The sequence below is a fragment of the Streptococcus parasanguinis genome, assembly GCF_001578955.1.
GTDB lineage: Bacteria > Bacillota > Bacilli > Lactobacillales > Streptococcaceae > Streptococcus > Streptococcus parasanguinis_U.
On the sequence record NZ_KQ969690.1, the window covers coordinates 507183 to 509601 of the forward strand.

The following is a 2419-nucleotide window of genomic DNA, read 5'->3' on the forward strand; positions in this document are numbered from 1 at the left end:
CATCAGCACCTTGTCCACCAGAAACAATTAGTTTTGATCGTCCCTCGAACTGCTCATAGATAGTCTTTGCTTTAGTTAGACGCTGGGCCAAAAGTGGTGGTACTTTATCCCCGATTAGACCGGAGCCAAGGACGATGATAGCATCAGGCTCTTTACGAACGGGCAAGTAATTGCAAAAAGTCCCATATAAAACATAAGAAAGATAAAGAAAAGTCGAGTAAAATAGGGCAAAGTCTGTTGGATAAATCAAGAGGTCTTTTCCTGGGAAATAAGGAAGGAAATGAAGCGACAAGGTGCCGATAATAAAGATCCCATATAGGAGTGAGAGGAGGTTTGCCAATCTTTTGCCTTCAAAAGATATCATTTGCCGGCCGTTAAAAAGAAGAAAAACAGTTGAGAAAATAATACTGAGTAAAACAAGGACAGCAAGTACTGAAAAGATAATGATGGCAACCTTTTGGTTAAACCAGAGCTCCGTACGAACAACTAGTAGAAGGGCGGAAATTAGGAGGAAAAGGCCGAAACTTATTGAAAAGAGGTAAGCATTGATCAGTCGTCTGCGGTCGTTCATAAAGAAAAATAAAAAGATAGTAGCTGGAACCAACCAGAATAGATAGAGAAACATGATGACTCCTAAATGTAGTAGTAGTTCAATTGTAACACAATTGACTAAAAGGTGCTTATGAACTCCACAATCGTTCAATGTTGTTAAAAGCTTTAACTGCCAATTGAGAAAATCAATAGATTCAGAAAAAAAGAATTGCCGTGGTGGATAAAAGCTGTTATACTAGAAAAGATTTACAAATGTAAAGGAGAACACATGTTACGAAAAGGTTCCTTAACAGGTTTGCTGTTATTTGGTATTTTCTTCGGTGCAGGGAATTTGATCTTTCCACCTGCGCTAGGTGCCCAGTCGGGTAGCCATTTTTGGCCGGCTATTGCTGGATTTGTCTTATCAGGAGTAGGGATTGCGATTATCACCTTGATTATTGGGACACTCAATCCTAAAGGGTATATCCATGAGATTTCACGAAAAATTGCTCCTTGGTTTGCCATCGTTTATCTGGTAGCCTTGTATTTGTCTATTGGTCCCTTCTTTGCGATTCCAAGAACGGCTACTGTTTCTTACGAAGTTGGAATCGCCCCCTTGTTAGGAAAAGCCAATGGAGGACTTGGTCTCTTCATTTTTACCTTGATCTATTTCTGTTTGGCCTATTTGATTGCCTTGTATCCTTCTAAAATCCTAGATAGTATTGGTCGGATTTTAACACCTGTCTTTGCTATCTTGATTGTTGTACTCGTTGTTCTTGGTGCTCTCAAGTACAGCGGACACGCGCCTCAAGCGGCAACAGAAGCCTACCGAGTATCTGCCTTTGGTCAAGGTTTCCTTGAAGGGTATAACACCTTGGATGCCCTGGCTTCAGTAGCCTTTAGCGTCATCGCAGTGACTACTCTTAATCAACTTGGTTTCACCAGCAAAAAAGAATACATTAAAACGATCTGGATTGTCGGCATTGTTGTAGCCATTGGCTTTAGTATTTTGTATATTGGATTGGGTTATCTTGGAAATCACTTCCCAATTCCAGCAGAAGTGATGGCTTCCGATGCCAATAAGGGTGTTTATGTCCTCTCAGAAGCAACCAAGGCTATTTTTGGTCCGACTGCTCAGATTTTCCTAGCAGGAATGGTGACGGTGACTTGCTTTACCACAACAGCAGGTTTAATCGTCTCTACTAGTGAATTCTTCCATAGCACCTTCCCTAAGGTTTCTTACAAGGTCTATGCAAGTGTCTTCACTCTGATTGGTTTTGCGATTGCAAATCTGGGCTTGAGTGCCATTATTGCCTATTCATTGCCGGTCTTGATGATTCTTTACCCAATCACCATTACCATTGTATTGATTGTGATAGTGAATAAATTTGTGGCCCTTTCAAAACCAGGGATGCAATTGACTATTTTCTTGGCTAGCTTGGTCTCTGTTGCAAGTGTTCTGGCAAGTACCTTTAAAATTTCACTAGTAGAAAAGGGGATTGCTTTGCTTCCATTTGCGGCTCAATCTCTTCCATGGTTGGTGCCAGTAGTCATCGGGATTCTTTTATCGCTCGTATTACCAAATAAACAAACGGCAGAAGAATAAGTAATATTAGAAACTCTAAAGTTTTGTGCTTTAGAGTTTTTTTGAAACTAGTATCCAATTCCAAATTTTAGTAAAAAAACGTAGCGGAAATTTTTATTATAGGTCAATCAATGTTATACTGAATGTAGCATATCAATATACGGAGTTAACTATGAATCCAATCGTTTTTTCACTGACAGTTTTTCTTGCAGGTATTCTGTCTTTCTTTTCTCCCTGTGTCTTTCCTTTGCTACCAGTATATATTGGAATCTTGCTAGGAAGTGATCAGGAAAAGGCTATCCG

The 2419-nt window shown here is 39.9% G+C and carries 1 protein-coding gene and 1 pseudogene; one reads left to right on the forward strand and one right to left on the reverse strand.

Annotated elements, in window-relative coordinates; translation table 11 throughout:
* Positions 1-625 (reverse strand): annotated as a pseudogene (locus tag SPADD19_RS12725) (YdcF family protein); the annotation flags it as partial.
* A 195-nt stretch (positions 626-820) separates the two neighbouring features.
* Here SPADD19_RS12725 and brnQ point away from each other — a divergent pair.
* Complete coding sequence (brnQ, locus tag SPADD19_RS06370; protein WP_061455551.1) at positions 821-2137, forward strand: branched-chain amino acid transport system II carrier protein; 1317 nt, start codon at positions 821-823, stop codon at positions 2135-2137.
* The last annotated feature ends 282 nt before the right edge of the window (positions 2138-2419 follow it).

Coding starts and splice junctions, on each gene's coding strand:
- brnQ (WP_061455551.1), top strand. CDS start 821: ATGTTACGAAAAGGTTCCTTAACAGGTTTGCTGTTATTTGGTATTTTC.